Consider the following 25,670-nt stretch of genomic DNA (forward strand, 5'->3'; position numbering starts at 1 on the left):
TTATGCATTATCGTTTTATATGTCGCGCTGTTATTTTCCATATGTTTAAGTTCTTGAAACCCTTAATACTTCATCAATAGTAGTCGATCCATCCAATGCTTTCATATAACCATCCTGAGTCATTAAAATCATCCCTTCGACCACTGCTTGTTTCTCGATATCCGAAGAGGTTGCTCTCTGCATGATTAATTGTCCAATCTTTGTAGTGATTGGCATTACCTCAAAAATACCAATTCTTCCTTTGTACCCACTCCCGCCACAAACCTTACAACTATCACCCTGTCCACGGCTTAACAACAACTCAACATTCTTCTCAGCCGCTTTCGCCACCATCTCAGGGTGCGACTGCCGCCATGCTTCGTACAAAGGACCCAACACTCTCTTGATATCCTCAACCACCTCAGGCTCTGGCACATAATCCACCCGACAAGCACTGCAGTTCTGCCTTACCACCCTCTGAGCCACCACTGCCGTAATTGAGCTAGCCAATAGATATGGCTCCGCTTTCATATCCAATAACCTAGGCAAAGCACCAGCTGCATCATTAGTGTGCAAGGTCGCATAAACCATATGTCCCGTCAACGAAGCCTGAATAGCCAGATCTGCTGTTTCCTCATCACGAATCTCACCCACCATGATAATGTTAGGATCTTGCCTCAAAAAGCTTCGCAGCCCAGAGGCAAAAGTTAAACCTGCCCCAGGATTCACCTGAACTTGATTGACCCCTTCAATCTGATACTCTACCGGATCCTCAAGCGTCACCACGTTCACTTTAGTTGTACTTACTATCGACAAAATTGAATACAAAGTGGTCGTTTTACCTGAACCTGTCGGACCAGTAATCAAGATAATACCGTGAGGCATCCGCACCGCATCCTGCAAATTAGCCAGGGCCTTACCTCTTAATCCCAGTTCCGGCAAAGTCAAAGCCTGACCAGTTTTTTTAAGCAACCTCATCACGATTTTTTCACCATTTACTGTAGGCAAGGAAGACACACGCAAGTCCACCTCTTCCTCACCCATCACATAATTAAACCGACCATCCTGGGGCAATCTTTTCTCATCAATCTTCATACCCGCCAAGATCTTGATTCTTGAGATCACCGCGTCATGAACTGACTTCGGCAACACCAACTTTTCTTGTAAAATTCCATCAATTCTGTATCTGATCCTCGTCCGATTCACCTGTGGTTCAATGTGCACGTCGCTGGCTCTAGCTTTGATAGCAAACTCCAACACTGTACTTACAATCTTGGCGATCGGTGCTTCCTTGATCAACTCACCTAAATTCTTAGCATCAACCGTCGTTACTCCAGTCTGTGTCACTCCACCCTCTTCGAGAGCCTGGGTCACTTCTCCCGACAAACTCTCTGTGTATCGCTGTTCAATCGCCGCCTTCAAATCCGCTGCCACAGCCATAAACGGCTGTATCTTCATCCCAGACTTAGCCTGCACAAAATCAGTTACAGTCAAATCAGCTGGATTAGCCATCGCCACCGACAATATTCCTTCTGCTTTATCAAGCGCAAAAGGCAACACCTGATACCGTTTTGCCACCGACTCTGGAATCAACCCCAACGCCTCAGGAGAAGCGCCTAAGTTTGATACATCCACAAAACCAACACCCATCACCTCAGCACGGGCCTTGACCACTGCCTTCTCAGTCGCATAGTTATGCTCCAAAATCAACTGATCCGCCTTCTTACCCTTGTTGACCACCTCCAACCTTACCTTATCAAACTGTTCCTGAGTAATCTCACCTCTAGCCAGTAAAATTTCCTCCACACTCGACAAACCAGCAGTTACTGGCGCACCACTCAACGTGTTATTAGTACCCGGGGCAGGCATATTCATAATTTACTTTAGTTTAACAACCTTACCAATCAAAGTATAGTTTGACACTCTCCATCTCTGGTTATCTGGTTATAATGACTCCATGAGTACTCTTAGTACCTTAATCACCGGCGGTAATCACAAAAAAAGATTAAACAAGATTGAGTCTTTTCAGCAAAACTTACCCTTACCACCACAAGTCATTGATGGTCACCAACAGCCCATCACCATCAAAACCATTCGCCAGTTCCAAAAAGACATCAATTTATCGACAGAATTAAATCAACTTCAACGCCATTTTATTTTGGAAGCTCAAAATCTCACCTTACCTGCCCAACACGCCCTCTTAAAAACCCTTGAAGAGCCACCTCCCCGTACTCAAATCATTCTCACTGCCGACCAACCAAGTTCCTTACTTGATACTATTCTTTCCCGCTGCCATCACCTTCCCTTAAACTCACATAAATCAACCCACACCAAGTTAGCCAAAGACTTGCTTAAGAATATAACTAGTAACAACTATGCTCAATTAATTAGTTTGGCAGCCAAAACAGACGCCAAAACTGCCCAAAAACAGCTTCATTCTCTACTTTTGTTCTTAAAACAAAATCTTCATTCCAAACCAACCAAAGCCCGTCTAGTTGCCATCAAATCCACCACCCAGGCTCTTGGTAACCTCAAAACCAACATTAATAAACAATTAACCCTAGAACATCTCTATTTTACCCTCAAGCGATTGTCTCATCGTTGAATTAGCCGGTCCTTTTAGTTACAATCATCCTGCCAACCTGGGTATCCCAGTATCCTAAATATCCCTTCGTTGTTATCTTTTTTATGGCTACAAATACACACTATACCGCTGCTGACATCACTGTTCTTGAAGGCCTAGAACCTGTTCGCAAACGTCCCGGCATGTACATTGGTTCTACCGACGAAAGGGGACTCCACCATCTAGCTACCGAAATTATTGACAACTCTCTTGACGAAGCCATTGGCGGATTTGCCACTGATATCTTTGTCCTCATCCACCAAGACGGCTACATCTCCATTAGTGACAACGGCCGAGGTATCCCCACCGATATGCACACTTCAGGTGTCTCAGCTTTGGAGATTGCCCTCACTAAACTTCATGCCGGTGGCAAATTTACCCAGAATGCCTACCAAGCTTCTGGTGGTCTACATGGTGTTGGCGCTTCAGCTGTCAACGCCCTTTCTACCCATCTTCGAGTCATTGTTAAACGAGACAAACAATACTTCACCCAAGAATATAATCAAGGCAAGCCCAAAGCACCTGTTACCACCATCACTCAGGCTGAAGCCAAAAAGATTCTTCCCACATACCATCACCATCTCCTTAACGCTGAATCCGGTACCTTCACTACTTTTAAACCCGATCCCATCATCTTCAAAAAAACCGCCGAGTTTAAGTTCAATCACATCGCCAATCAACTCCGCGAGCGCGCCTACCTAATCGCTGGAGTCCATCTCCATCTTCACTCCAGCATCACCCTTGATGACACCAACTTCTACTTTGAGTCAGGTATCCGTTCTCTAGTCACCCACCTTAACCGAAACAAAACCTCTCTCACTGATATCATCTATTTCCAAGGCAGAGTTGAGGAAGGTCTAGAAGTACCCATCAGCGTCGAGATCGCTCTCCAATATACAGACGCTTTTGCCGAAACTGTCGAGACCTTCGCCAACACCATCAATACCTATGATGGGGGAGCCCACTTGACCGGTTTTCGTACCGCTCTAACTCGCACTCTAAAAGACTACGCCACCAAAAACAAACTTATTGATGAAGCCAAAAAACTCACCTTCACTTCAGATGACTTAAAAGAGGGTCTTACTGCCGTTGTCTGGATCAAGATGCCCAGCTCCGAAATCCAATTCGAATCTCAAACCAAAACCAAACTAAACAATGCCGAAGCCCAATCCGCAACCTATCAGGTTACCAAAGAATATCTTGAGTCCTACTTCGAAGAGCACCCCAATGACGCTCGTGCCATCATCGGCAAAATCCTTTTAGCCGCTAGAGCCCGACTTGCTGCCAGAGCCGCTCGTGACGCGGTGGTCAGAAAAGGCGCTCTGGAGGGATCTGCGCTCCCAGGCAAACTTGCCGACTGTCAAACCAAAGACCCTGCCGAATCAGAACTTTACTTAGTTGAGGGAGACTCCGCCGGAGGATCCGCTAAATCAGGTCGTGACCGCCGCAACCAAGCTATCCTACCACTTCGAGGCAAAATCCTAAACACCGAAAGAGCCAGACTCGACAAAATCATCGAGTCTAACGAAATCAAAGACTTAGTTATCGCCCTGGGTATGGGTATAGGAGAAACTATGAACCCATCCAAGCTTCGCTACCATCGCATCATCATCATGGTCGACGCCGATGTCGATGGAGCCCATATTGCCACCTTGCTTCTAACCTTCTTCTTCCGTCACATGCGCCCCTTAATCGATGGCGGCTACATCTATCTAGCTATGCCACCCCTTTACAAAATTTCATCAGGCAAAGACTTCGATTATGCCTTCAGTGATTCCGAAAGAGACAAAATAGTTAAACAAAAATATCAAGACAAAAAATACAACGTTCAACGCTTTAAGGGCTTAGGTGAAATGAACCCAGAACAACTTTGGGAAACCACCATGAATCCAGAAACCAGAATCCTGAAAAAAATTACCATCGAGGATGGCAGTAAAGCTGATGATGCCTTCGATGTTTTGATGGGTAAAGACGTACCTCCCCGACGCAAGTTTATTCAAACAAACGCCAAATTCGCCACTTTAGATATCTAAAAATTAGACTTTAATTAAATGAAGCACTACATCATTGGTCACCAAAAACCCGATCTCGACTCAGTCGTCGCCGCCATCTCTTTAGCTGACTTTTTCAAGCAAATTGGCGATCCCACCGGAACTCCAGTCATCGCTGACCCCATCAATCCAGAGACCGAGTATGTCCTTAACAAATTTAATCAAACACCACCACCAATCATTAGTGCCAAAGATATCAAACAAGAAGATCAAATCCTTTTAGTAGACCATAATGAAGAAGACCAAAGACTACCTGGAATCGATCCAGATCAAATCTCAGGTGTCATCGACCATCACAAGCTTAACCTAAATCTAAACCAACCCATCTCGGTCACTACCAAGCCCTGGGGATCAACCAATACCATCATCTATTACAAATTTACTCGCTACAATCTTTCCATCTCTCCAACCTTGGCTGCACTCATGCTCTCAGCAATCCTCTCCGACACCGTTGGCCTAAAGTCTGCTACTACCACCAATAAAGACAGACATGCTGCCCGGAAATTAGCCAAGCTGGCAAACATTGAAAATCTAGACTCCCTCACCCTAGAAATTTTTAAAGCCAAATCAAACTTAGATAGTCTTGACGCCATATCTATTGTTAAAAATGACTACAAGGTGTTTGATTTCGCCAAACGAACTTTCATCGGCCAAATTGAAACCGTTGAACAACAAGAACTAATCTCCAAAAGGTTACCTGAGTTACTTGCCGCCCTTAAACAAGTCAAACAAGAGCAACATGTTGACCTTGCATTTCTTGCCATCAGCGATATCTTAAACGCCAACACCAAACTACTCTTGGCTTCAGACGAAGAGAATAATGTTGCCCAATCAGCCTTTTCCTCATCTGTAGACAACAACCTTATAGACATCGGTCCCAAACTATCTCGCAAGAAAGAAATTGCCCCCGCCATCGAAAAGGCGCTAGACAACACCAATAAATAACTAAATTACCATCAATATGGCCAAAGAAAACCAAGATATCAGATCAAATCTTCCCCCAATAACTAACGGTGACCAAATCGATACCATCACCCAAACTGAGTATGGTCAGATCAAAACTGTTGGCTTAGTCAAAGAAGTTGAACAAGCGTACGTCGACTATGCCATGAGTGTTATCGTCTCCCGCGCCCTCCCAGATGTTCGAGATGGCCTAAAGCCAGTTCACCGCCGCATTCTTTATGCCATGCACGACGCTGGTATTTCTCACAAAAGTCCATACAAAAAATCTGCCCGCGTTGTCGGTGAGGTCTTAGGTAAGTTCCACCCCCATGGTGACTCCTCAGTTTACGATGCCATGGTTAGGCTCGCTCAAGACTTTTCCATGCGCTATCCATTAGTCGACGGTCAAGGAAACTTTGGCTCTATCGATGGTGACCCTCCAGCCCAGATGCGTTACACCGAGGCTCGTCTTACCAAAATCTCTCAAGAGTTACTTAAGGATATTGAAAAAGAAACTGTTCCCTTCGCCGACAACTTCGATGCCTCACAGCAAGAGCCCACTGTCATGCCAGCCTTACTTCCAAATCTTTTGCTAATGGGCGCTGATGGTATTGCCGTCGGCATGGCCACCAAGATTCCTCCCCATAACCTTAAAGAAGTGGCCGCTGCCATCACCTCCTTAATCAAAAAAGGCAAATCTCCCATCTCACAGCAAACCCAAAAACAACTTAACAACCCGGAAACTGATGATGCCCGCCTCTTGATTGGCGATTTCGAGTCCGAAGCCACTATCGACGATCTACTAGAACACATTAAAGGACCTGACTTTCCCACTGGGGGCGAAATCTTTGACATCAATGCCATCAGAGAGGTATATACCACCGGTCGAGGCCGCATCATCATTCGCGCCGTTGCCCAAATTGTTGAAAAAAAGAATCACTACGCCATCCAAGTTACCGAACTACCATTCCAGGTTAATAAAGCGAACTTAATCGCCAAGATAGCTGACCTTGTCCGCAAAAAGAAAATTGATGGTATCTCAGACATTCGCGACGAATCCGATCGAAGAGGCTTAACCATAGCTATTGAGTTGAAGAAAGACGCCGTTCCTAAAAAGGTCTTAAACAATCTCTACAAACAAACCGAACTACAAACCTCCTTCCCCGCCAATTTTGTTGCTTTAGCCAGCGACATGCACCCCCGGTTAATGACTCTTAAGCAGATTCTTAATGAATATGTCCAACATCGCCAACTCGTCATCGTTCGCCGCTCCCAGTACGAACTAAGATCAGCCAGGGCTAGAGCCCACATTCTTGAAGGACTTCTTAAAGCTCTTGACCATATTGACGAAATCATCCAGACCATCAAGAAAAGCCCTGACTCAGAAACAGCCAAGACCAACCTTATGGACAAATTTGGCTTCACCGAAATCCAAGCCCAAGCCATTCTCGACATGCAGCTTCGCAAACTAGCTGCCCTCGAACGCCAAAAGATTCAAGATGAATATGACGAGCTCATGAAACGAATTGACACCCTCCTTAAACTCATCACCAACACTGGAAATATCTTAAACACCATTATCAGCGAGCTAAACGAATTAGTCACCACCTATGGCGATGACCGAAGAACCATTGTTCACAAGAACGCTGTCGACGAATTTAGCGATGAAGACTTAATTGCCAAGGAAGAAACCATCGTTACACTAACCAAAACTGGTTACATCAAGCGCATGCCCCCCGCTACCTTCAGAAGCCAACGTCGTGGTGGTAAAGGTGTCGCTGGTATGACCAAAAAAGAAGAAGACGAGATGCACCTGCTGTTAGCCGCCAGTACTCACGACCACCTGCTTGTTTTCACCAACAAAGGTCAGGTTCACTTACTCCGTGTCTGGGATGTTCCCGAAGGCAGCCGTACCTCAAAAGGACAAGCTGTTGTTAATCTAATTAACATCAATCCGGAGGAAAAAATCCAAGCTATTCTAGCCGTTCCTGAAAAAATCGAAGATCTAGGCGACCAGTTCTTCTTCTTCACCACTCGCTCAGGACTGGTCAAACGCACCTCAATCAAACAGTTCAAAAACATCAAAAGCAACGGTCTTATAGCCATTAGCCTAAAAAACAATGATGAGTTAGTCTGGGTTAAACAAACCCTAGGCTCCGACCATATTCTTTTAGTCACCAAGCACGGCAAATCCATCCGCTTCCCAGAAACTGACGTTAGACCCACAGGTCGAGACACCATGGGAGTTCGCGGTATTACTCTCCACCAAGATGACTATGTTCTTGGTATGGAAACCTTTGCCCCCACCTTCACTCCTCCTCAAGACAAGCGCCGCAAATACTTCAGAGACTTGCTCATCGTCACCAGCCATGGCATTGGTAAACGTACTCCACTTGAGGAATACCCAACCCAGAAACGTGGCGGCCAAGGGGTCAAAGTCGCTACTCTTAACAACAAAACTGGTGACATAGCCGGAGCTATGATGGTCACCCAGACTGCCGAGTATCTCATCATTACGACCAAGGAGGCCCAGGCCATCAAGTTACCTATCAAAAACATCCCTCAACTTAAACGGCCTACTCAGGGCGTGATCTTAATGCGCCCCAAATCAGGCGATGCCGTGGCCGCTACCACTATCATCGACCAAACGACCACCGAGTAGTAACCTGGTTTACTCCTGATTTTTAGTACAACTGATAAGCGGAACTAAAACCCTATAATATATGATTACCATCAAAACTCTTAAAGCCGGAACCTATATTACCGACCATCCATTCGCCATCACTAATGTCACTCAAAAAACCACCAAAAACAACACCCCATATCTTCAAGTCACCCTAAGCGACCCAACTGGTCAACTAGAAGCCAAAGTCTGGAACGATGCCTTTGATGATGTTACTCTTGAAGTTGGCAAAATTGCCCTTGTCACCGGTCGAGTAGGGGAGTACCAGGGCAAAATCGACCTCAATATCCAAAAAGCCAGCATCGACTCTTCATTAAACTTCACCGACCATCTCTCCACCATTCCCACCATGATCTTCGACATCGAAACAGTCGGCAAGCCTTTTGATGAACTAGAGGCCTGGGACCAAGACTATTTTCTAAACCGCATCGAGGGCCAAACTGATGAGGAGGAAGCCAAAACCAAAACCGGCCTGTATTCCCTCTATGGGTTTGTTCAGGCTATTGGCCTGATCAATCAAGAGGGTAGGGGAGAGGTCCTTGCCTTAACTGACCAAAAACTCAAAAACTCCAATCCCAGCTTTACCTACTCAACCTTTGCCAATGAAAAAGACTTACTTACCAAATTCTGGGGCCTTACCCAAGAATATCAGCGCTTCGTCACCTACAACGGTAGGGGATTCGACTGGCCTTTTTTAATCATTCGCTCAGGTATTAACCGCGTCAAAGTCCCCATGGAAATCGACCACTACAATAAGCATAAATTCATTGATTTAGCTGACCATCTTCGCCAAGGAGGTAGACAATTTAAACTAGAAGCCTTTTGCCGAGCCTTTGGCATCACTAATCCTAAGGAAAAAGGTGTCTCGGGTTTACTGGTCAGCCAACTCTATTACGAAAAAAACCATCAAGCCATCGCTGACTATGTTTCCCGCGACGTTATCTCCACCAAAGAACTCTACGATATCTGGCATCAATATCTCTCCGGTCATCTAAATTTTTAACAAATATCTTCTCTACTCAATGAGCGACACAGTTAGCATCATCGGGGGTAAACCTTTAATCGGCACCGTCACCCCCATACCCAACAAAAATAGCCTCATACCAGCCCTCCCAGCTGCTCTTCTAACCGACCAGCCAGTTGTCTACCATCATGTTCCCGCCACCAGTGACGTTGAAAAAATCCTTGAGATCCTCAAGCTTCTAGGTGTAAAAGTCACCCGCCAACTAGACACAGTTACACTACAAGCCAAAAACTTAAAAACCCACAAGGTTGACCGCCAGCTAGGTGAGCAATTTCGTGGATCGCTCATGTTTGCCGGCCCCTTGCTTGCCCGTTTGGGCAAAGCTCAGATTCCACTTCCTGGTGGCTGTCTGCTTGGTTTCCGTTCCATCACCACTCACCTTGATGCCTTTAAAGCAGCTGGAGTCAAGATCAAACTAGCCGACAATCATGTCATCCTAACTGCACCCAAAAAACCATCCCCCCATTTACGTATCTGGCAAATGGAAGCCAGTGTTACCGCTACTGAAAATCTCTTAATGTATCTCTCAGGTCTATCTACTCAAACAGAACTTATTGAGGCTGCCTGCGAACCACATGTAACCGATCTTGAAAATCTACTTGTTAACATGGGTGCCAAAATCCAAGGAATCGGCTCAAATCGTCTTGTTATCAAAGGCTCACCCAAACTAAATGGAGCCCAGTTCACTCCCAGTCCTGACTTTGTTGATATTGCTGGATACATGGTAGCTGCAGGTATAACCGACGGACGCATTACCATCAAAAACGCCAACCTGCCTGATATCGTCGACGGACTCATCCGTTGGATGTCTGCCTTTGGCATCAAAGTTACCCGCCAAAACAAGGATCTTGTTGTCTCGCTTAACAAACATGGTTTGGCTCTTGACCCAGAATCCAACCTACCCTTATCAGCCCCCCAACTACCCAAATTAAGCCCCAGGCCCTGGCCAGGCTTTCCTGTTGATGTCATCCCTGTTATGGCCACTTTAGCCAGCAAAACTAAAGGGCGTCTACTTCTTCAAAACTGGATGTATGAAAATGGTTTTGAGTTCGTCAGAGAACTAAATAGCCTTGGTGCCGACATCTTTATCAGCGACCCCCAACGACTTATCATCACCGGACCAGTTACCTTCAAAGGTGGGGAGGTCAGTCCTCCCTCAGTCATCCAAGCCACCAAGGCTATCTTTCTAGCTGCTCTAGCCGATCCTGTCACCACTACCATTCACGGAGTAGACATACTTCGCCGGCGCTATCCTGATATATTCTCAGTTTACCGTCAGCTTGGTGCATCAATCACTACAGTCTAAGATTCTTTCATTCAAACCATTTTCCCTACTTCAAAAAGCGTTCGTGCACCTTGCGCAGTTGTGGATTAGTCACATGGGTATATACCTGAGTCGTGCTTACATTCTTGTGTCCCAACATCTCCTGAACCGAACGCAAATCTGCTCCGTTTTGCAGCAAGGTTGTCGCAAAAGAGTGCCTAACCACATGAGGGCTTACTTTAATCGGTAACTTTGCCGACCTTCGATACTTCTCAACAATTCTCTGTATAGTCCTAACCGATAACCTCATCTGTTCACCAGCAGTCGCTGGATCCGCCTTAGTTCCCGAATACCGAATCCACACCGGCCGCCAATGATCGTCTCTAGCCACTAAAAATCTCTCTAACCACTTAGCTGCTCGTTCACTTAAAAAAACCACTCTTACTCTTCTTCCTTTACCCACCACCCCAAACTCTCGACTCTTAATATCAATATCCTCTCTATTTAATTTAGCCAGTTCACTAACCCGCAAACCAGTTGAAAACAACACCTCCAGTATCGCCTTATCTCGCAATCCTTCAGGCTCTGATGTCAGCGGCTGGTCAAGCAGTCTCTCAATCTGTTCACGGCTCAAAAACCTAATTCTTCGACCCTCAGCCTTAGGCAGCTCTACCTTCTCAGGAGACAAGCTCTTAATCCCTTTCTTACTTAAGTACTTTAAAAAAGCTCGTAGAGCAATTACGTGATAACTCTGCGTTGTTCTTGACAAGGTCTGGCCCTTCTCATCCTCATAACGACTCAACCACAATCGATAGCTTCTAACCATCTCAGCCGTTAAGCGATTAACATATTCCTGCTCGTATTTTTTTTCAAACCACTTCCTAAATCGAGTCAAGTAAAACCTATAGTTTCTTAACGTATATTTTGAGTAATTCCGTTCAACCTCAAGGTGGGCGATAAACCGATTAATTAATTTTTTTAATTCAAAATCTTCTTTTGTTTTCTTTGTCTGTTTCATCACTAGGGTAGGGGAGACCCTTGATAATTTCTAGCACACCTGTCGCCACAAATCAACAATGTGCGACACTATGCTTGGTTACAAACAGCAGCTTGAGGCATATAATCTTTATTTATGAAAACAAAACTACTAGGCTTCTACAAACTCACCCGTGTCAATGATTTTTTTGCCCAATCATTCGCCACTGTCAGCTTAATGACTACTTTTATTGAGGGGACCATCAACCCTTTTACCTTTACCCACCTTTTTTTAACAAATCTCTTTATCACTGCTTTTTCCTTCGCTATCAATGATCTTGAGGATGCACCCGATGACGCTCTAGACCCCAAAAAACGCTTAAGAAACCCCATCAGCGCAAAACTAATCACCCGCTCTCAAGGTCTTGTTTTTACCACTCTTCTAGCTATTATCTCAATTCTCCTAGTCTGGCCATTTGGCAAACTAGCCAGAATAATTGCACTGACCTGCCTCCTATTGGGCTTTCTATACTCATATAAATCAGTCAGGCTTAAATCCATGCCTATCATTGACCTAGTCTCCCACGGTCTCTTTTTAGGTACAGCCCAGATCCTCATTACCGCCATTGGCTTTGGCCTTGAACTAAATCCCAAGATCTACCTGGTAGCTCTAATCGCCTTTAGTTTCTCCGTTCTTTCCGATTTCTACAGCGAAATCAGAGACTACAAGGTCGATCGCCTTTCAAACATCAACAATACTGCCTCCATCGTTAATGTCGACGGTATAAAAAACAAAACTCATTACTTCCATGTCATCCCCGCCATCCTTATTACCCTCCTCTTACTATCCAATTTCTCAGGACAATTCCAAATCATCCTGCTAGGATTAGCCTTAATCTTCGCCTTTTTCTACCTTATTTCCTCTGAACAATTCAGGCACAAGATTGCCCACCAGTACTTCAAGGTCGTACTAGTAGCTACAGGCACCATTCTGATTGCAGTCCACAGCTTCCAATATTTCTAATTTTTTATTTTCTAAGTCGTCAAAATTCTCCCTATCTTCAATAGGGGAGAGGGGAGTCTTCTGCCCATATTCCCTTTAAATATCCAATAAAGACTCAAAGGGTTATATATCCCATAATATATAAACGATATTTTTCGCCTATGTGGTTAAAGAAACAAGAAAATTAAAAACTAACTAATCATTTATCCACCATAAATTACATAAACAATCCTTACTTACCTAGTTTGCCTATCTATATCATTAATATCTAAGCGTTCACATTTCCAAATCATATCTATAGTCGAATAGGCTAGTCATGAAATTAAGAAGGATATGATCAAGACAACAGCCAACACTCCTTATCATCCGCACACAAACGACCTTAAAGCCACCACTACACTCGACAACCACACTCTGGCAATAAACAACACAACTCGTACAGTCCTAGCCTCAAAAAGCATGGCCTACATGCCTACGACCGCTTCTAATGCCTTCAGAAGGCTTTCCAGACACATGCAAGCTATCTCATTACCTCGAGAATACATTGATATATAGGCATTTTAGGCAAAATGGCTTAATCAGATAATATCCAATTACTGATGTAAGAAAACTCAAAAATCCTTTCGGGTTTTTATTCAAAAAGGCGAACCAGGCACAAAGCCATAACTAGTGGCACAAAAACCGGGGAGTATAGTCATGCTTGTTAAGACCGAAAATCTTTCGGGTTTTTATTCAATCCATCGTTGGGGACTACTTGGCACTTCTCCACCACCTTTGCACCACACCATGTCGTAAAAGTAACATTGTACGACACAATCTCCTAGTCCGAAACGACTCTCGAACAAGTAGGGAAGTGAAGATGTATGTCCATCAAAAATATCCACGACACAAACCAACAACTAAATATTTATCTAACAAAACAAGGCTAATCTCCCCCCAGATGACCTAAGGCTCTTACCTTCTATATCCCGTGGAAATCGTGAAAAAATACCTATAGTTTTCCACATATCGATCAAACTGTATCAATTAAGGCTAAATTATCTACCCTTAGACTCCTCTCTCCCCCTCAAGATCTAGTGCCATAAATTTTTTGTATTGCTAGCCTCAAATCATGGCTAAATCAACAAGACCGGACAAGCCTGCTGTACTGTAATGTTATAGGATAATTACAATTCCCGCATAGACTATAGGTCTTCCCTACTCCATACCCGCGTCCTAAAAAAATTAACGCCAACTTGTAATATAAAAACTTGCCAAAAGCACCATCACCGCCACAGCCACATACTCATTCATTTGATTTTTAAACAACCTCCCCGAAAGGTACTGCTGTGACAAACCTAACACCACATACATCACTGTCACCAGCATTAAGGCCGCCGTCAATCCCTCAACCGGCCAGAAAGCAAGAGCCAAAGCCGCCTCAGCCACGATTAATGCGCCGACCAATGAATAAAGCCAAACCCGTCTACTTAACCCTTCCTTTAGTTGCATCGACCAGTTGCCCTGCAAGAAAAGAGGCAGAGACATACCACCCGCCAACAACGACAAAGCCCAGAATGGCAACTTAAATGAAACCAACGCATGAAACAAAAACAATCCCACTAACAAGGTCAACAAAAAACCTACCGCATGAGCTGCTCTCAACAGCTGAATCGTCCGTATTGCCGCCACACTAAAAATATTCTCAGTTAAATAAATAGCATAGTAACCCAGGCCAAATCCGACCCAAAACAACGCCCGAATCAAACTCGCCACCAACCTCGCTACATCAGCCTCAAGTCGTTGACCCAAAATCCGTGGTACCGACTCAGGCAAAAACAAAGAAAACAAACCCGCCCCAAGGGTGTAAAACACCGGCAAAATAATAATCGTAATCCACTCAACCCCTTTTAAATCTTCAAAAAGCACCCACACAGACAACAAATAAGACAAAACCACTGCCACAATAATTACCTGCAACCTATGTTCTGGCACTACAAACTGCATTGCCCACAATAACAACGCCATCAAACCAGAAGCTAAAACAAACTTAAACCGTTTAGTCATTACTACCCTCTAGCTTAAGCCAAATTACTCCAGACCTCAACCACATCATCATGTTCATCCAAAGTCTCAATCAGTCTCTCAGCTGCATCCTTATCCTTACCCTCAAGCGTTATCTTAGGTGTTGGCTCAATTGTTTTTAAATAAGCAACCGACCCAGGCGCACCCAAACTTCCCCCATTCTTATCAAATATATTTTTAATCTCTGCTGATGTCCTGTTCCGATTATCAGTTAATACCTTCACAATCACTCCTACACCACCCACTCCATAACCCTCATACACAATCTCCTCCATCTTCCCCTCACTCCCCTTTCCCAATCCCCGATCAATCGCTCTTCTAATGTTGTCATTGGGCATATTAGCTTCCCTAGCTTTATCAATTGCCAATCGCAGCGTCGGATTAATCGCAGGATCACCACTGTTTCCTTCCTTTACCGCAATCGTGATCATTCGAGCAACTTTTGTGAACGTTTTACCTCTCTTGGCATCAACAACTGCCTTCTTGTGTTTAATAGTTGACCATTTACTGTGTCCTGACATGCCCAGTATTATAGCACCTCAACAATTAACCCTTGACGTCATCTCCACAATCATTTACATTTTCCTTCAGCTTATGAATCCTAACCTGCCAGACCTTATCAACAAATCTATCAAGGCAGCCCTTTCTCAATCCTGGACCGAAGCCATCGATCTCAATCTTCACATTCTCCAGCACAAACCCAACGACATCCCCACCCTTAATCGTTTAGCCAAAGCCTACGAAAAATCATATGAGCCAGACAAGGCTAAAAAAACCTACCAAAAAGTCCTAAAACTTGACCGCTTTAACAACATTGCCATCTCCAACCTCTCTCGTATTAAAAAGTCTCCACCTCGTACTCCATCATCAGACATCACCAACTCACATCCTCAAAAAACATTCAGCTTCATTGAGGAACCAGGTAAAACGAAAACTGCTTCATTAACCAAACTAGCCCCAAAGCAAGTCATCAACTCTCTTGATACTTCACAGGTAGTCATTTTAAAGCCTTACAGGCGCCGTATCAGTGTTTTCACTACGCAAGGCACCTGCATCGGCTCACTTCCTGACGATCTATCCCGCTATTTACTCCGCCTTATCAAACTCGGCAACAAATACGAAGCTGCCATCAGAAATATCTCCCGCTCTCAAATAGAAATCTTTATCAGAGAAATCCATAAATCAAAACGTCTCAAAGGTCTTCCCTCATTTCCTTTAAAAGACACCAAAAACTATTTTGCTCTTCTCCCCACTGACCCCATCGCCGAAGTTCCTCTCGAACTACCCGAGTCAGAGACTTAAAAAAACCTCCCCGTTTCATCACTATCCCTATCTGTACCTTTCCGCCCACTCCTTTCCTATTACCACCCTCACATCACCACCCACCCTATTCCCAGTTCTCTCTCCACAACCCATCTGTCTTTCAAGCCAATCAATACTCACAGACTCACTCTCACCCCCGCTCTCGTACCAACACAAACCATCCTCAACCTCAGCCGTATCTACCAACACCACCACTCCTCCAGCCGACTTAATCATCTGCTCCACCAATCTAGCCATACCCGGCTCACCGCTTGCGTTTATCACCTCAAAACTTAAACTTTCAGCCAGTATCGCCGGACTTGCCCATAACCCTTCCATCCATGCCCATAATCCTCCTTTATCTACCCTTACCTCAGTCTGGCCATCTGGAGTTACCTTCATACTTGTCAATCTCGACGGGATCCGCAAACTCTCCCTTTGATCATCTCTTAACTCGTTCCATGCCTTAACTGTACTAAAACTATCCCACTTGCTCTCCGCCATTCCAGACCAAACTCTACTCCATTCAAAAGCTGCATCACCTCGCCAAACCGCATCAATCTTAACCCCCATCCAACTCTCTAAACTTCGCCTTACCATCTCCTCCGGTCTTCCCTCACTCTCACCAAATCGCCATAAAGATTTTACCTTTAACTCACCCTGGGTACCCACCAAAGGAACCATCACCTCGCCAGGAATGACCACCTCAACCGCTCTCTTAGCCCTTGAATTAACCCCTACCACCCTTATCCACTCATCCTCAACTACTGCAGTAATATAAAAACGATTCTCACCCCACTTTGACCTACCCTTCTCAAACACCAACCACCCAAACACTAGTATCGACAATATCAATACGGTAGCCATCAACCACCACCCACTCCTTCCTGAATTACTCTTTCCCCTACCATAATCACGCCTCATCCTTTCACTCTACCAGAACCTACACCCCTCTATCAAACCATATCAAAATCTACCAACACTTTCTCAAGATCAGCGGGTAATTCAGCCTTAATCACCATTCTCTCTCCACTTCGCGGATGGTTAAACTCAATTATTTCCGCATGCAAAAAATGTCGAGACAATATCTCGCGATCAACCTTTGCTTTCTTACCCAAATACATCAAATCGGCAAATAAAGGATGTTTCAAGTGCTTCATATGAACTCGTATCTGATGTGTTCGACCAGTTTTCGGCCACAATCTCACTAAGCTATATCTACCACCCTCTTTAGTTAGCAGTTTTATCACCTGCCACCTCGTCTCCGCCTGCTTACCCTCATAATTCACCTTCCTTTTTTCTCGACAAAGCGCATCTCTGGCAATTGGTAGTCGTATCACCCCCTCATTTGGTTCCAGCCAACCGTGTACTAAAGCCACGTAACTTTTTTTTGTTTCTCTAGCCTTAAATTGGCGCATCAATTCCTTTAAACTCTCCTCATTTTTAGCTATCAACAAACAACCACTTGTCTCCTTATCCAATCGATGTGCTAATCCACCCCTAGCCCGCATCAACTCACCCGTAGCCTCACCAATCCCTAGTTTATCTACTGCCCAATCCTGCACTGTTGTTCCAGCCGTCTCACTCCTATTTACCACGATTCCCGCCGGCTTGTTTATCACCAGCAAATCATTATCCTCATACAAAACCGGAATCTCAAGCTTCTTTATTTTCATTAACCTGCTTATTTCTAAATCGCCAATAATCCATCAGCATTATCCCAAGCCCAGCGCTAATATACAAATCAGCCAGGTTAATCCACAAACCCACAAACTCCAAGTTTATCCAATCAATCACCCGTCCATAAGCAAAACGATCAATCAGGTTAGCCACTCCACCCAAAATTATCACTCTCTCCCCTACCCGACTCTCATCTTTAAGTCTCAGCCACCACCAACATAAACAGACAAATACCAATATCCACCACCAATCAGTCCCAAACTGCCACCCAAAAGACACCCCCGTATTTTCAACATACTCTCCCCTACTCCAAAACCAACGCTTGCTTAAAAAATCAACCAGCAACAATACCAAACCAAAACTATTTAAGCTTAGCAGACTCCATTTTTTTCTCACACTCAACACAATACTCAGCTGTTGGATTAATAGCTAACCTATCAGTATCAATAAGCTTGCCACATCTAGCACAAGTACCATAACTACCCACCTTAATCCTTGTTAAAGCCTTCCTGATATTAATCAAGCCCTTATCCACCTCCAGCTTAATTGCCTGGACTCGCTCATGCCCCATCTGTTCAGCTACCTCAGTATCAACTGCTGCATTGTTATCAACCCTATCTGTATCAGAAAACGGATCCTCCTTTGTCAACGATTTCTTCTGCCTCTTTAATCTCTTTTCCTCATTAAGAAGATAGTCCTTAATTGGTTTTAACACCCACGAAGGAAACCTAACCACTTGTCTAACCTTGCTTTTAATTTCAGCCATTATCCTAGTTTACACCACCCTCCTACTTTTTAAAAGTTTCTTGCCTACCCTTTCTTCGCTTTAACCTTGATATATCCTCCCAAAATCTTCTTCCTGATCTTTGATATATTCCTACCACTCCAATGCCTATTAATAATAACCCCATGACCATATCTAAGGCCACTCCAAACACCTGGGTCTGCTCACCCCTAAACAAACTCGCCATAGAAAAACTCAAACCCAAAAACACCAACCAACCAAACCATAGAAATCCAGTTCTGGCCGCAACCCTTCCCGCTCGATACCATGACAAAGTCCTGTACTCTCCCTCCATCCTCCACCACCACAAGAAAAAGACGCTGCTAATAACTAACATGATCAGTTGAACCGGTACCAATTTCATTTCATAACCCGGAAAATTAACACCCCACCAACCCTGTGTCTCAGCCCCTAAATAACTTCCGTTCAAAAATGCCGCTAAAAAACCCCACGGCAAAGCTGCCGCCACACCCAAACTTACATAATCAAGCCACAAAAAAACATCCTCTTCACTGTCTCTCAATCTCCACCACAGATACCCTACCCCCGCAATCAACCCACCCCACCAACACAACCCCACATAATTACTCAGCCACAACCACTTAAGTAAGCTAAAACCAAACTCACCAAAATGAGTCAGGATGTACCCAACTCTAGCCCCCACCAAACCCCAAAACAAACTCATAAATGCACTGTCCAGAAAAAACTTATCCTCAACATGAGACTCCTTCGCCTTTTTCCACGCCACGAACAGACCCATCAGTACACCAATCACTAGCATCAATCCCATACTAGATATCTCAACTCTTCCTACTTTAAGTATCACTGGTAGCATGTTCCTATCATAAAACACCCAGCCAATAAAACCAAATCACTCCCCTACTCTATTTCATCACTATTTTGCTATACTCGAAAAAGACCCTCAAGTTATGTTATCCGTTACCCACGCCACCACAGCCGCCTTTATTACCACCAAGATTCCCTATCCTATTATCTCCATTCCCCTTGCCCTAGGCTCACATTATCTTGAAGACTATATTAAACACTGGGATGTTGGTCAGGGTATCAGTAATGGCCACAAAACCAAAAAAAACGCCTTCTATCAAGAACTTTTTCTAGATTTTCCTCTCTCTATTCTCATCGTCTACCTTTTTTTCCAATATGGTCAGCCTTTCAGTATCTGGCCATGGGTTGGCTGGTTTATTGGCCTCCTTCCCGATTTTGTAGAATTCCCAAGAAACTTTCTTAACTTTGAACCAGTCTTCTTAAAACCCTTCAACAACTTTCATCACCGCTTCCACAACTCAATCCCAGATAAACTACCAGGCCTTATCCCTCAAATTCTCATCATCATCGCCATCTACTTCTTACGATAGTCCCCTTCTCTAGAAAAAACTTTTTTCAAAGCTATCCTTAACTAACCCTGGACACATAGCTAGTGGTTGCTGTATTTACCTTGACGGTGTCTCCGGTCTTGATAAACAAGGGTACCTGGATTACCAACCCGCTTTCCAACGTCGCCGGCTTGTATACATTGGTAGCACTATTCCCCTTAATCCAAGGCTCAGTCTCGACCACCTTCATCTCCACTGACGGCGGTAACTCTACTCCCAAAACTTTCTCCTCCCAGCTCACCATCCATACATTCTTACCCTCCACCAAATACTCTAGATCATCGCCCAACACCTCTTTTTTAATCTCAATCTGCTCATAACTAGAAGGATCCATAAAGTAAGCTTTTTCCTCGTCGCTGTACAAATACTGCATCTCGGTTTTGGTTAAATCAGCGCTCTCTACCCTTCCCCCTGACAAGTATGATTTATTAATAATCGCCCCAGTCATCAAGTTTCTCGCTTTCACCTTGATATTAGCCTTCCCTCTTCCCATTTTATGAAAATCAAAACTCATCACCCTATACGGCTGACCATCATCATCTACATAAGTCACCCCCATCTTTAATTTGTTTACATCGATTGTTGCCATAGCCATTCAATATGCTAATCAATAATAGTGCCTGGAGTGGGAATCGAACCCACAAGGAGTTGCCTCCACAGGTTTTTGAGACCTGCGCGTATACCGGTTCCGCCATCCAGGCAGACTAAAAAGACTTAAAGGTTGTTAAAAAAACCAAAAGCACTTTTACTCACCCCCCAATTTTAACTCAAAAATCAATCTTTAGCCATCAATTGGACCTTTTTCTATCCACCCCAAAAAAGCTGATCCGATCACCTCTAAATCTTAAGTCAATCGTTTTTAATGGACCATTCCTGTGTTTGGCAATATTTAACTTGTAAGTTTCCAGATCCTCATCACTTTCCCTATATAAGAACATCACCACATCAGCATCCTGCTCAATGCTTCCAGACTCCCTCAAATCAGATAGTTGAGGTACCTTAGTTCCTCTCTGCTCAATTGCCCTAGACAACTGGGATAACGCTACTACAGGTACCTTTAACTCTCTAGCTAGATTCTTTAATCCTTGTGAAATCGCCTGTACCTCCTGCACTCTACCATCAAAACGTCCTGACGCTGTCGCCAACTGCAAATAGTCCATCATTATCATCTTCACTCCATACTCCACCTGCAACCTTCTTGCCTTTGTTCTCATCTCCAGAATAGATATACCAGGCGTATCGTCAATAAACAAAGGACTATCGGCCAATACTCCCATTGCCTCAGACAATCTCGTAAACTCATCTGCCTTTAAGTTCCCTGTCTTCATCTTCCACGCATCAATATCAGCCTGCGCAACCAGCAAGCGATCCACCAACTCAAGATTACTCATCTCCAATGAGAAGAACCCAACCGGTATCTTTAAATCAACCGCTACGTGTCTGGCCATATTCAAAGCCAAAGAGGTTTTACCCATGCCCGGCCTGGCTGCTAAGATAAGCAAGTTGCTCTCCTGCATTCCCGCCAAGGCCGAGTCCAAGTCCTTAAAACCAGTCGGCACCCCCCTTATCCCCCCCGCTGCTTTGTGTAGCTCGTCAAGTCTGTCAAAACTCTCCGCCAAAGCATCCTTTACGTGAACAAAACCTCTCTTTACATTTCTCTGACTAAGTGAAAAAACAGCTTGCTCTGCTTGATCAAGCACGTTCTCTGTCTCACTTCCCTCATCAAAAGCTAGCGTCACCAACTCAGAAGCAGCTTCAATCATCTGCCTTTTTACATAATGATCCTTGACGATCTTGGCATACCCTGCCGCATGAGCCGCCGTCGGCACACTGTTAACCAACTCAGTTAAATAACTCACCCCCCCCACGCCCTTTAACCATTTCTTGCGCTTCAACCACTCAGATACCGTCACGACATCAATCGGATCTCGATTCTCATAAAGCGTGCTCATCGCCTCATAGATATGCTGGTGTGCATCCTCATAAAACATGTCCTCCTTAAGCAACTCAGCCACCTCAATCATTGCATCCTTAGACATCAACAAAGAACCCAATACTGACCTCTCGGCATCTTTGGAATGTGGGGGTACTCTGACATCATTACTCATCTTAAACACCAATCTACACTATTTTTGCCACTACACAACTTTATAATCCACAAAAATACAACTAAACCTCCAAAACCACTATCTCAGTCTCTTCCGGCAAACTCGTCTTACTCAATGACAGCTTTTCCTCTCTCCTTACACCACCATAATCTGCCTTCTCTAAAAACTCATCCACCGTTACCAAGTCTTTAAAGGACTCAGTCGAGCTCTTCACTCTATAATGCATCGGCACCACAATTGATGGTGACAGCTGTTCAATCACTTTAACAGCATCACCAGGTCCCAGCGTGTACGTACCTCCCACCGGCAACAACAATACATCAACCGGACCAATCGTTGACACCTGCTTATCACTCAACACATGGCCCAAATCACCCAAATGAGCCACAATCACTCCCTCTATTTGTATTACATAAATAATGTTCTCACCTCTTTTTGATCCTTCCTCATCATCATGCCAACTTTTTACCCCGATCACTCCGATCCCGCTTGCCTCATACTCACCCACTCTATCAATCACAAATGGTTCACTCCTATTAGATGTTCCACTAACCTTACTTACCTGATTATGATCCTCATGATTATGAGACACCGTCACAATCTCTGCCGATACTCTCGGGAAATCCACCCCTACCATCTTGCTATCAAAAGGATCAGTTACCACACTCCCTGACTTGCCTCTGATCTTAAAACTGGAGTGGCCCAAATACTTAATATCCATCCCAATCAATATATCACACTTAAAATTGACCAATCAGCTTGCACCTCAACCCCGAAGCTTGTATACTCTGGCCTGCTATGCGCAAGGAAGTCCTCATTGCCATCATACTTGGCCTTATTTTAGGCTCTATCCTTGTTTACGGTATTTACACCGCCAACCAAGCCTCCTCCACCTATACTGATAGCCCGACTGAAGAAACCAATCAAAGCCAAACTGAAAACTCCCCGTCAAACAACCAGGCCCTAACCGTCAGTTCTCCCCAAGATGGAGATATCTTCTATACTCCCCAAGCTACCATCAGTGGTCAAACTGATCCCCAAAACGCCCTTGTTATCATCACTGAAGATGACCATCTAGTTCCAGACATCAACGAAGACGGCTCCTTTTCTCAATCCATTACTCTAATCCGCGGCGGAAACTTAATTCAAGTAACCTCAATTACCCCATCAGGCCAACGCCAAGACTCGTATCTCAATCTGGTTTATACCTCGCCTCCTACTGAGTCAGATAGCGACGATGACACTCAATCAAATGACGAAAACTAACATGAACCATAACCCGATCAAAACCTTAACAATCCTTCTTCTTCTCATTATCACCCTCGCTCTGCTGCCACTCAACCTAACTCTTGCTCAAGAAGACGAAGCTACCTCTTCAAGCACCAAAGAAGAAATCGAGAAATCTCTCCAAGACCGTATTAAAAAAGCTCTGGACGAAAATCTTGACACAGCTCAGGAGGTCGTTGAACAAAGTCAGCTTAAAGCCGTAGTTGGAGTAATAGACTCACTCACCCAGTCCCAAATCACTGTCAGAGTCAACCCAGACACTACCGCCGAATATCTTCACCAGGTTAGCTTCACCAGTGAAACACAACTTACTAAGTCTGGCAAATCCATAGACTCTGATGACCTTGAGATAAACAGCTACATTATCGCCATCGGCCAACCCAGCTCCTCTACTTTACTTCAAGCCGACCGCATTATCTTAGACACCTATACCAAACCCAGTATTTACGTCCAAGTAGCTTACGCAACCATAACCGATATTGACCTAGACAACGACACCATTACCCTACTAAACTCCCACCCAGAACTTGAAGAACCTCTTGATATTACCTCAAAAACTAACATCCTTCTTAATGGTCAAGCTCAAGAGATTTCTGATTTACAGCCCAACCAAAGAACCACCGTCATCTTCACTGTCAACGAATCAAGAGACACCGTTACCCTAAACACCCTTATTGTCTTCCCTCTTGATCCCAACAACCCGACTCAAACACCAACCGAAGAACAAGCCTCCACTTGCGGCGACGGCATTTGCCAGAATGTTGCTTGTTTTGGCATGGACTGTCCCGATCCAGAAACACCCGAAACTTGTCCAGCCGACTGTGCTGAATAACCACAATTCTTGACATTCCCTCTTTATTCATTTAAACTTACAACCACTTTAACAGATAGTCTATAAAGCGCTAAGTGAGAGTCACGCCTCACAAGCTGCTGGCCAAATACCAGACGGAAGTCATCGCCGTACAAAGGATCACACCTGATGTCACCCAGTTGGGTAACCGAGTCGGGACCAAGAGCTGCCATGCTCATAACTTGGCAGAATGAAGATGGGACCGCGGGGTCCTTTTTTGTTGGTCAAAATCCAACAAGATAGCCCTCGTTCTTCACTTACTACGCACGTAGTAGGTGGAAAACGGGGGCTTTTTTGTCCTCATGGTGGGTGTAGCTCAACCTGGTCAGAGCACATGCCTGTGGAGCATGAGGCTGGGGGTTCAACTCCCCTCACCCACCCCTAGTCTGACAGTTGATGTCAGACATAGATAGAAAGGAGGTCATCACCATGTTCGGTGATCACTAACTTCTAACCGATAAGGAGTGGTGTAATACCACATCACTCCTTATCCAACTACCAATTACATACAAAAAAATGAATGCAGTTGACCTAACTAAAAAACTAATTTCCATTCCCTCTTACGTCGACAGCTCGACCAACGAACGGGAAATTGCCGAATATGTCTACCAATACTTATCCAAGATCTCCTGGTTAACCACTGTTAAACAAAATGTAGAAAATAACCGATTCAACGTTATCGCCTACTCATCTATGTCTCCAAAACTACTACTTGTCGGCCACCTAGACACTGTCCAACCATCAGCCAACTGGCAGACATCACCAACTCAACCAATCCAAAAAAACAATACCATTATTGGCCTTGGCTCTAGTGACATGAAATCAGGCCTTGCCGCCATATTAAGTAGTCTGCCAAAGAAAAAACCAGCTACCGAACTAATGATTCTATTCTATGTTGACGAAGAATATGATTTTGCCGGCATGCAGCGGTTCACCCAAGAGTACCAAAACAAAATACAACCCCAGTTAATCGTCTCGGCTGATGGTGATGATTGTGCTTTTGGTTACGCCTGCCGAGGCCTCATCGAGTTTTCCGCCATCATTAAAGGTAAATCTGGTCATGCAGCCAACCCCGACTCAGGTATCAACGCTATCACTAACACCACTACAGCTATAAAACAACTAACCAGAAAAATTAAAACCTACTCATCGCCAGAATTAGGTGCATCTACACTTAATCTAGCCTACCTATCTGGTGGACAAAATCAAGGATTTAACCAACAAGGCCAACTTGAACTTGGTCGTCAAGGCAACATCATTCCTGACATTGCCGAAATCATTATCGATATCCGGCCAGCCAATCAATCACTCACCGCCAAACAGGTTGTCAAACTTCTACGATCAGAGCTTGAAAAAAATGGGCTTAAGCTTATCCAAACCAAGATTCGCCATGATTTAGGTGCATGGATAACCAAGAAACAGGATCTCTTAAAAGTTACCCGGTTGGTAAATAATCCCAAATTCATCAACCCCAACAATCGAGGTTACGTAGATCTGCAAATGCTCTGGCAAACGTTTAACCAAATTGCTTGTACCACCTATGGACCTGGTGATCCTGCTTGCCCTCACCAGCCTAATGAATATGTTCCAATTAAAAATATTAACCAAGCCTCAAAATTTTATAAATTACTTATCAGTTCTCCTGATACAATCTAAA

General features: G+C 44.4%; 24 protein-coding genes and 2 tRNA genes. 13 read left to right on the forward strand and 13 right to left on the reverse strand.

Annotation, left to right across the window (positions count from 1 at the left end):
• Nucleotides 1-45 precede the first annotated feature (45 nt).
• Nucleotides 46-1,854: a GspE/PulE family protein gene (locus MICH65_RS03580; protein WP_161932041.1), complete on the reverse strand. Its 1,809-nt coding sequence runs from the start codon at nucleotides 1,852-1,854 to the stop codon at nucleotides 46-48.
• Between the two features lie 82 nt (nucleotides 1,855-1,936).
• Here MICH65_RS03580 and MICH65_RS03585 point away from each other — a divergent pair, with 82 nt between their 5' ends.
• From MICH65_RS03585 to MICH65_RS03610, 6 genes are all read left to right on the forward strand, one after another.
• The gene (locus MICH65_RS03585; RefSeq protein WP_161932042.1) at nucleotides 1,937-2,584 is read left to right on the forward strand and encodes a hypothetical protein; all 648 of its coding nucleotides are present in this window, start codon (nucleotides 1,937-1,939) and stop codon (nucleotides 2,582-2,584) included.
• 83 nt (nucleotides 2,585-2,667) lie between these two features.
• Nucleotides 2,668-4,635, forward strand: coding sequence for a DNA gyrase/topoisomerase IV subunit B (locus MICH65_RS03590; RefSeq protein ID WP_161932043.1), 1,968 nt, complete (start codon nucleotides 2,668-2,670; stop codon nucleotides 4,633-4,635).
• Between the two features lie 18 nt (nucleotides 4,636-4,653).
• Nucleotides 4,654-5,598 carry a manganese-dependent inorganic pyrophosphatase gene (locus MICH65_RS03595; RefSeq protein ID WP_161932044.1) on the forward strand — a complete coding sequence of 315 codons (945 nt, stop codon included), beginning with the start codon at nucleotides 4,654-4,656 and terminating at the stop codon, nucleotides 5,596-5,598.
• Nucleotides 5,599-5,683: 85 nt separating this feature from the next.
• Nucleotides 5,684-8,257 (forward strand): DNA gyrase subunit A, encoded by a 2,574-nt coding sequence (gyrA, locus tag MICH65_RS03600; protein ID WP_425305013.1) that lies wholly within the window; start codon nucleotides 5,684-5,686, stop codon nucleotides 8,255-8,257.
• Nucleotides 8,258-8,318: 61 nt separating this feature from the next.
• Nucleotides 8,319-9,281 (forward strand): ribonuclease H-like domain-containing protein, encoded by a 963-nt coding sequence (locus tag MICH65_RS03605; protein WP_161932046.1) that lies wholly within the window; start codon nucleotides 8,319-8,321, stop codon nucleotides 9,279-9,281.
• Nucleotides 9,282-9,300: 19 nt separating this feature from the next.
• Complete coding sequence (locus MICH65_RS03610; RefSeq protein ID WP_161932047.1) at nucleotides 9,301-10,608, forward strand: UDP-N-acetylglucosamine 1-carboxyvinyltransferase; 1,308 nt, start codon at nucleotides 9,301-9,303, stop codon at nucleotides 10,606-10,608.
• Between the two features lie 25 nt (nucleotides 10,609-10,633).
• On the opposite strand, the gene MICH65_RS03615 is transcribed toward MICH65_RS03610, so the two are convergent.
• Complete coding sequence (locus MICH65_RS03615) at nucleotides 10,634-11,584, reverse strand: tyrosine-type recombinase/integrase (protein ID WP_161932048.1); 951 nt, start codon at nucleotides 11,582-11,584, stop codon at nucleotides 10,634-10,636.
• A 114-nt stretch (nucleotides 11,585-11,698) separates the two neighbouring features.
• Here MICH65_RS03615 and MICH65_RS03620 point away from each other — a divergent pair, with 114 nt between their 5' ends.
• Nucleotides 11,699-12,565, forward strand: a complete 867-nt coding sequence (locus tag MICH65_RS03620) for a UbiA family prenyltransferase (protein WP_161932049.1) — start codon at nucleotides 11,699-11,701, stop codon at nucleotides 12,563-12,565.
• A 1,203-nt stretch (nucleotides 12,566-13,768) separates the two neighbouring features.
• On the opposite strand, the gene MICH65_RS03625 is transcribed toward MICH65_RS03620, so the two are convergent.
• Both MICH65_RS03625 and MICH65_RS03630 read right to left on the reverse strand, forming a co-directional pair.
• Nucleotides 13,769-14,590 (reverse strand): hypothetical protein, encoded by an 822-nt coding sequence (locus MICH65_RS03625; protein WP_161932050.1) that lies wholly within the window; start codon nucleotides 14,588-14,590, stop codon nucleotides 13,769-13,771.
• Nucleotides 14,591-14,604: 14 nt separating this feature from the next.
• The gene (locus MICH65_RS03630) at nucleotides 14,605-15,129 is read right to left on the reverse strand and encodes a YebC/PmpR family DNA-binding transcriptional regulator (protein WP_161932051.1); all 525 of its coding nucleotides are present in this window, start codon (nucleotides 15,127-15,129) and stop codon (nucleotides 14,605-14,607) included.
• Here MICH65_RS03630 and MICH65_RS03635 point away from each other — a divergent pair.
• Nucleotides 15,128-15,910, forward strand: coding sequence for a tetratricopeptide repeat protein (locus tag MICH65_RS03635; RefSeq protein WP_161932052.1), 783 nt, complete (start codon nucleotides 15,128-15,130; stop codon nucleotides 15,908-15,910). The two genes, MICH65_RS03630 and MICH65_RS03635, sit on opposite strands and share 2 nt — an antisense overlap.
• Nucleotides 15,911-15,937: 27 nt before the next feature.
• Here the strand turns inward: MICH65_RS03635 and MICH65_RS03640 are convergent, their stop codons facing one another.
• From MICH65_RS03640 to MICH65_RS03660, 5 genes are read right to left on the reverse strand one after another with little or no spacing between them, the layout of a single operon-like run.
• A complete protein-coding gene (locus MICH65_RS03640; protein WP_161932053.1) occupies nucleotides 15,938-16,834 on the reverse strand; it encodes a LytR C-terminal domain-containing protein in 897 nt (298 codons plus the stop codon).
• A gap of 32 nt (nucleotides 16,835-16,866) precedes the next feature.
• On the reverse strand, nucleotides 16,867-17,586 hold the full coding sequence (locus MICH65_RS03645; RefSeq protein ID WP_161932054.1) for an RluA family pseudouridine synthase: 720 nt from the start codon (nucleotides 17,584-17,586) through the stop codon (nucleotides 16,867-16,869).
• On the reverse strand, nucleotides 17,567-17,986 hold the full coding sequence (locus MICH65_RS03650; protein ID WP_161932055.1) for a signal peptidase II: 420 nt from the start codon (nucleotides 17,984-17,986) through the stop codon (nucleotides 17,567-17,569). Before MICH65_RS03650 ends, MICH65_RS03645 begins: the two co-directional genes overlap by 20 nt.
• Nucleotides 17,952-18,356: a TraR/DksA family transcriptional regulator gene (locus MICH65_RS03655; protein ID WP_161932056.1), complete on the reverse strand. Its 405-nt coding sequence runs from the start codon at nucleotides 18,354-18,356 to the stop codon at nucleotides 17,952-17,954. The genes MICH65_RS03650 and MICH65_RS03655 overlap by 35 nt, the downstream gene beginning before the upstream one ends.
• A gap of 22 nt (nucleotides 18,357-18,378) precedes the next feature.
• The gene (locus MICH65_RS03660) at nucleotides 18,379-19,209 is read right to left on the reverse strand and encodes a prolipoprotein diacylglyceryl transferase family protein (protein ID WP_161932057.1); all 831 of its coding nucleotides are present in this window, start codon (nucleotides 19,207-19,209) and stop codon (nucleotides 18,379-18,381) included.
• Between the two features lie 94 nt (nucleotides 19,210-19,303).
• Here MICH65_RS03660 and MICH65_RS03665 point away from each other — a divergent pair, with 94 nt between their 5' ends.
• Nucleotides 19,304-19,750, forward strand: a complete 447-nt coding sequence (locus tag MICH65_RS03665; RefSeq protein WP_161932058.1) for a hypothetical protein — start codon at nucleotides 19,304-19,306, stop codon at nucleotides 19,748-19,750.
• Nucleotides 19,751-19,787: 37 nt separating this feature from the next.
• Here MICH65_RS03665 and efp read toward each other — a convergent pair whose 3' ends face one another.
• From efp to MICH65_RS03685, 4 genes are all read right to left on the reverse strand, one after another.
• A complete protein-coding gene (efp, locus tag MICH65_RS03670; protein ID WP_161932059.1) occupies nucleotides 19,788-20,363 on the reverse strand; it encodes an elongation factor P in 576 nt (191 codons plus the stop codon).
• A gap of 22 nt (nucleotides 20,364-20,385) precedes the next feature.
• Nucleotides 20,386-20,469 (reverse strand) — tRNA-Leu (locus tag MICH65_RS03675).
• A gap of 87 nt (nucleotides 20,470-20,556) precedes the next feature.
• Nucleotides 20,557-21,876 carry a replicative DNA helicase gene (gene dnaB, locus MICH65_RS03680; protein ID WP_161932060.1) on the reverse strand — a complete coding sequence of 440 codons (1,320 nt, stop codon included), beginning with the start codon at nucleotides 21,874-21,876 and terminating at the stop codon, nucleotides 20,557-20,559.
• A gap of 61 nt (nucleotides 21,877-21,937) precedes the next feature.
• Nucleotides 21,938-22,597, reverse strand: coding sequence for an MBL fold metallo-hydrolase (locus MICH65_RS03685; RefSeq protein ID WP_161932061.1), 660 nt, complete (start codon nucleotides 22,595-22,597; stop codon nucleotides 21,938-21,940).
• Between the two features lie 77 nt (nucleotides 22,598-22,674).
• Between MICH65_RS03685 and MICH65_RS03690 the strand changes: the two genes are divergently transcribed.
• From MICH65_RS03690 to MICH65_RS03705, 4 genes are all read left to right on the forward strand, one after another.
• Nucleotides 22,675-23,142: a hypothetical protein gene (locus tag MICH65_RS03690; protein ID WP_161932062.1), complete on the forward strand. Its 468-nt coding sequence runs from the start codon at nucleotides 22,675-22,677 to the stop codon at nucleotides 23,140-23,142.
• On the forward strand, nucleotides 23,129-23,995 hold the full coding sequence (locus tag MICH65_RS03695; protein WP_161932063.1) for a hypothetical protein: 867 nt from the start codon (nucleotides 23,129-23,131) through the stop codon (nucleotides 23,993-23,995). The genes MICH65_RS03690 and MICH65_RS03695 overlap by 14 nt, the downstream gene beginning before the upstream one ends.
• A gap of 323 nt (nucleotides 23,996-24,318) precedes the next feature.
• Nucleotides 24,319-24,393: transfer RNA gene (locus tag MICH65_RS03700), tRNA-His, on the forward strand.
• A gap of 136 nt (nucleotides 24,394-24,529) precedes the next feature.
• Nucleotides 24,530-25,669, forward strand: coding sequence for a M20 family metallopeptidase (locus MICH65_RS03705; RefSeq protein ID WP_161932064.1), 1,140 nt, complete (start codon nucleotides 24,530-24,532; stop codon nucleotides 25,667-25,669).
• Nucleotide 25,670 lies beyond the last annotated feature (1 nt).

Source organism: Candidatus Chazhemtobacterium aquaticus, from assembly GCF_009936135.1.
In the GTDB taxonomy this organism is placed as follows: domain Bacteria; phylum Patescibacteriota; class Microgenomatia; order UBA1400; family Chazhemtobacteraceae; genus Chazhemtobacterium; species Chazhemtobacterium aquaticus.

Coding starts and splice junctions, on each gene's coding strand:
- MICH65_RS03595 (WP_161932044.1), top strand. CDS start 4,654: ATGAAGCACTACATCATTGGTCACCAAAAACCCGATCTCGACTCAGTC.
- MICH65_RS03645 (WP_161932054.1), bottom strand. CDS start 17,586: ATGAAAATAAAGAAGCTTGAGATTCCGGTTTTGTATGAGGATAATGAT.
- MICH65_RS03590 (WP_161932043.1), top strand. CDS start 2,668: ATGGCTACAAATACACACTATACCGCTGCTGACATCACTGTTCTTGAA.
- MICH65_RS03640 (WP_161932053.1), bottom strand. CDS start 16,834: ATGAGGCGTGATTATGGTAGGGGAAAGAGTAATTCAGGAAGGAGTGGG.
- MICH65_RS03690 (WP_161932062.1), top strand. CDS start 22,675: ATGCGCAAGGAAGTCCTCATTGCCATCATACTTGGCCTTATTTTAGGC.
- MICH65_RS03630 (WP_161932051.1), bottom strand. CDS start 15,129: ATGTCAGGACACAGTAAATGGTCAACTATTAAACACAAGAAGGCAGTT.
- MICH65_RS03660 (WP_161932057.1), bottom strand. CDS start 19,209: ATGCTACCAGTGATACTTAAAGTAGGAAGAGTTGAGATATCTAGTATG.
- MICH65_RS03685 (WP_161932061.1), bottom strand. CDS start 22,597: ATGGATATTAAGTATTTGGGCCACTCCAGTTTTAAGATCAGAGGCAAG.
- dnaB (WP_161932060.1), bottom strand. CDS start 21,876: ATGAGTAATGATGTCAGAGTACCCCCACATTCCAAAGATGCCGAGAGG.
- MICH65_RS03585 (WP_161932042.1), top strand. CDS start 1,937: ATGAGTACTCTTAGTACCTTAATCACCGGCGGTAATCACAAAAAAAGA.
- MICH65_RS03655 (WP_161932056.1), bottom strand. CDS start 18,356: ATGGCTGAAATTAAAAGCAAGGTTAGACAAGTGGTTAGGTTTCCTTCG.
- efp (WP_161932059.1), bottom strand. CDS start 20,363: ATGGCTATGGCAACAATCGATGTAAACAAATTAAAGATGGGGGTGACT.
- MICH65_RS03615 (WP_161932048.1), bottom strand. CDS start 11,584: ATGAAACAGACAAAGAAAACAAAAGAAGATTTTGAATTAAAAAAATTA.
- MICH65_RS03580 (WP_161932041.1), bottom strand. CDS start 1,854: ATGAATATGCCTGCCCCGGGTACTAATAACACGTTGAGTGGTGCGCCA.
- MICH65_RS03625 (WP_161932050.1), bottom strand. CDS start 14,590: ATGACTAAACGGTTTAAGTTTGTTTTAGCTTCTGGTTTGATGGCGTTG.
- MICH65_RS03705 (WP_161932064.1), top strand. CDS start 24,530: ATGAATGCAGTTGACCTAACTAAAAAACTAATTTCCATTCCCTCTTAC.
- MICH65_RS03635 (WP_161932052.1), top strand. CDS start 15,128: ATGCCCAGTATTATAGCACCTCAACAATTAACCCTTGACGTCATCTCC.
- MICH65_RS03620 (WP_161932049.1), top strand. CDS start 11,699: ATGAAAACAAAACTACTAGGCTTCTACAAACTCACCCGTGTCAATGAT.
- MICH65_RS03610 (WP_161932047.1), top strand. CDS start 9,301: ATGAGCGACACAGTTAGCATCATCGGGGGTAAACCTTTAATCGGCACC.
- MICH65_RS03695 (WP_161932063.1), top strand. CDS start 23,129: ATGACGAAAACTAACATGAACCATAACCCGATCAAAACCTTAACAATC.
- MICH65_RS03665 (WP_161932058.1), top strand. CDS start 19,304: ATGTTATCCGTTACCCACGCCACCACAGCCGCCTTTATTACCACCAAG.
- MICH65_RS03605 (WP_161932046.1), top strand. CDS start 8,319: ATGATTACCATCAAAACTCTTAAAGCCGGAACCTATATTACCGACCAT.